We start from the raw sequence: 3,308 nt of genomic DNA, 5'->3' as shown, positions 1-3,308 counted from the left end.
AGGACAGCATGCCCACGTCGGGCATGGTGGTCTTGGTCACGAGCACCGTGCCGTCCTCCTTGAGGCGCGCGGCGGGTGGCGAGTCCTGCGCCATCGGCACCAGCGGATAGGCGGCGGTGCCCAGCGGCATCGGGTCGCCCGCGGTCGCGAGGTTGTCCTTGATGGTCACGGGCACGCCGTCGAGCGCGCCGCGCTGCGTGCCGGCGAGCCAGCGCGCTTCGGAGGCGCGCGCCTGCTCGAGCGCGAGCTCGGGGCGGAACAGCCAGGTGGCGCAGAGCTTGGGCTCGAGCGCCTCGATGCGCGCATTGACCGAGCGCGCCACCTCGACCGGCGAGAGTTCGCGGCGCGCGTAGGCGGCGACCAGCTCGGCCGCGCCGAGGTCGTACAGGTTCTTCGTCGTCATCGCATCAGCTCCACGAGATGGCCGCGAGGTCGTTCACCACGATCGGCATGCTGGGCCACAGGCCCTTGACTTCCTTGCGCGCGATGGTCGGGAACACGGCCTGGTAGAGGAAGCCGTTGACCGCGTCGGTCGCCAGCATCTTCTGCGCGTCGCCCAGCAGGTCGGCGCGGCGCTTCTTGTTCTCCTCGTTCTGGATCGCGACGTACAGGTCGCGGAACTTCTTCGAGTCGTAGCCCCAGTAGTAGTCGGTCTCGGTGTACTTCACGAGGTCGAAGGGCTCGACGTGCGCGACCATCGTGAGGTCGAAGTCGTGCGCGCCGCCGAAGGTGCCGCTGAGCCACTGGGCCCATTCCACGTTCTGGATCTTCACGTTGATGCCGATCTGCGCGAGCTGCGCGGCGATCACCTCGCCGCCCTGGCGCGCATACGACGGCGGCGGCAGCTGCAGGCGCAGCTCGAGCGGCGTCTTCACGCCGGCCTCGGCCAAGAGCTTCTTCGCCTTCTCGACGTCGAAGGGATTCATCGCGGTGGTGTCGATGAAGCCGGGCGCGCCCAGCGCGTAGTGGCTGCCGATGGGCTTGCCGAAGCCGTCGGCCGCGCCCTGCACGATCGCGTTGCGGTCGATCGCCGCCAGGATCGCGCGGCGCACGCGCACGTCGTCGAGCGGCTTCTTGCGGTTGTTGATGGTGAGGATCACCTTGCCGCGCGTGCCGACCTCGATCACCTGGAAGCGGTTGTTGCCCTTGAACTGGCTCACCGAGCGCGTGCCCGCGCGCGGGAAGATGTCGATGTCGCCCGACAGCAGCGCGGCGGTCTGGGCCGCGGTGTCCGACATGAAGCGGAACACGAAGCGCTCGATCTTGGCCTGCGCGGGATCGCGGTAGGTGGTGGACTTGACCAGCGTGCACGAGGCGCCGCGCTGCCAGCCGCCGAGCTTGTAGGGGCCGGTGCCCACGGGCTGCGTGGCATTGGTGTCGGCGCTCTTGGGCTCGACCAGGCAGGCGGTGGACTGGCCCAGCATGAAGGGCAGGTCGGGATTGGGCAGCGTGCTGTTCACGCCCACCGTGTGCTCGTCGAGCACCACGGTGCCGATCTCGCTGAAGAAGCGCTTGTCCTTGTTGGTGCTCTTGGCGTTGCCCGCGCGGTCGAAGGAGAACTTCACGACCGAGGCGTTGAAGGGCTCGCCGTTCTGGAACTTGACGCCGCGCTTGAGCTTGAAGACGAAGGTCTTCATGTCGGGCGAGGAGGTCCAGCTCTCGGCCAGCATCGGCGTCACCGAGCCGTCGGCGTTGACCTTGGTCAGCGTCTCGAAGATGTTGTACTGCGTGATCTCGGCGATGGCCGAGGCCGCGCCCGTGGTCGGGTCCAGGCCCGGCGGTTCGAGTGGCATGCCGATGGTCAGCGTGTTCTTGCCGGCCTGCGCGCGCGCCTGCGGCAGGAAGACGCCCGGGATGGCCGCGGCCATGGCGGACGTCATGAGGGTGCGACGCTTCAACATACTTCGATAGCTCCTGGAAAAGACAACAGAAAAAAATCAGTGGGCCGGCGCCTGCAACACCGCGCCGAGCAGCGTGCGCGTGTACGGATGCTGGGCGTTGGCGAAGAGCTCCTGGGGCGTTCCGCGCTCGACGATCTGCCCCTTGAAGACCACGCACACTTCGTCGCACAGGTGGTTGACGACGGCGAGGTCATGGCTGATGAGCAGGTAGCTGATGCCGAACTGCTGCTGCAGGTCCTGCATGAGGTTGAGCACCTGGGCCTGCACGGAGACGTCCAGGGCGCTCACGGGCTCGTCGGCGACGATGAGCTTGGGGCGGGTGATGAGGGCCCGGGCGATGGCGATGCGCTGGCGCTGGCCGCCCGAGAACTCGTGTGGGTACTTGTCGAGGTCGGTGGGGCGCAGGCCCACGGCGGCGAGGGACTCGGCGGCGCGCTCGCGCTGCTCCTTCTTCGAGACCTGAGCCAGTGCTTCGAGCGGCTCGGCCACGATGCGCGCGACCGTCTGGCGCGGGTCGAGCGAACCGTAGGGGTCCTGGAACACCATCTGGAAGTCGCGACGGGCGGTGCGCAGTTCGTCTCTTGAGAGGGCATGCAGTTCGCGCCCTTCGAGCTTCACGCTGCCCGAGGTGGGCTTGTCCAGCGCCATCACGAGGCGTGCGATGGTCGACTTGCCCGAACCGGACTCCCCGACGATCCCCACGCTGCGCCCGGCCTGCACCTCGAAGCTCACGCCGTTGAGCGCCTTGACGGTGGGCGGCGGGCCCAGCAGCTTCTCGCGCGGTAGCGCGTAGTGGCGTACGAGGTCGGTGACCTGCAGCAGCGGTGTCTTCGTTTGCGTCATGCCACGGCCTCCGCTTCGATCTCGTCGAGTCGGATGCAACGCACCGCATGGTCATCGGGCAGCATCACCGCGGGTGGCCGCGTCGACTGGCAGGCATCGACCGTGTAGCTGCAGCGCCCCGCGAACGGACAGCCCGCGGGCAGGTCCACCAGCTCGGGCACGCTGCCGCGAATCGTCGCGAGCCGCTGCCCCTTCGGCGCCCCGATCACCGGCCGCGCCGCGAACAGCCCCTTGGTATACGGATGCGCCCGGTTCGCGAAGAGCGCCCGCGTGGGCCCGCTCTCCACCACGCTGCCGCCGTACATCACGAGCATGCGCTGCACGCTGTTGGCGATCACGCCCAGGTCGTGCGAGATCAGGATCAGCGCCATGCCCATCTCGGCCACCAGGTTCTGGATCAGGTCGAGCACCTGCTTCTGGATGGTCACGTCCAGGGCGGTGGTGGGTTCGTCGGCGATCAGCAGGTCGGGCCCGCAGGCCAGCGCCATGGCGATGCCGATGCGCTGGCGCTGGCCGCCCGAGAACTGGTGTGGATAGGCATCCAGGCGCGAGGCCGCGTCGGGG

Annotated in this window: 4 protein-coding genes; all 4 read right to left on the bottom strand. The window is 68.3% G+C overall.

Going from position 1 to position 3,308, the window contains the following annotated elements; genetic code table 11:
• On the bottom strand, positions 1–403 hold a 403-nt coding region (locus AC27VN_RS36645), incomplete at its 3' end, for an amidase family protein (RefSeq protein WP_490879811.1).
• A gap of 4 nt (positions 404–407) precedes the next feature.
• Entirely contained in the window at positions 408–1,901 is a 1,494-nt protein-coding gene (locus tag AC27VN_RS36640; RefSeq protein WP_398499509.1) for an ABC transporter substrate-binding protein, read from the bottom strand.
• Between the two features lie 36 nt (positions 1,902–1,937).
• Positions 1,938–2,744, bottom strand: coding sequence for an ATP-binding cassette domain-containing protein (locus tag AC27VN_RS36635; protein WP_490879810.1), 807 nt, complete (start codon positions 2,742–2,744; stop codon positions 1,938–1,940).
• Positions 2,741–3,308: ABC transporter ATP-binding protein (locus AC27VN_RS36630; RefSeq protein ID WP_490879809.1), on the bottom strand; the 568-nt coding region annotated here is incomplete at its 5' end. The genes AC27VN_RS36635 and AC27VN_RS36630, both read right to left, overlap by 4 nt.

It is taken from the genome of Variovorax sp. 20P10.2.4, assembly GCF_058244205.1.
The sequence above is the reverse complement of the archived record's forward strand: the minus strand, read 5'-3'. Positions and strand labels throughout refer to the sequence as shown.

Excerpts from the sequence above, each read along its gene's own strand:
- AC27VN_RS36640 (WP_398499509.1), bottom strand. The coding sequence starts at position 1,901 with ATGTTGAAGCGTCGCACCCTCATGACGTCCGCCATGGCCGCGGCCATC.
- AC27VN_RS36635 (WP_490879810.1), bottom strand. The coding sequence starts at position 2,744 with ATGACGCAAACGAAGACACCGCTGCTGCAGGTCACCGACCTCGTACGC.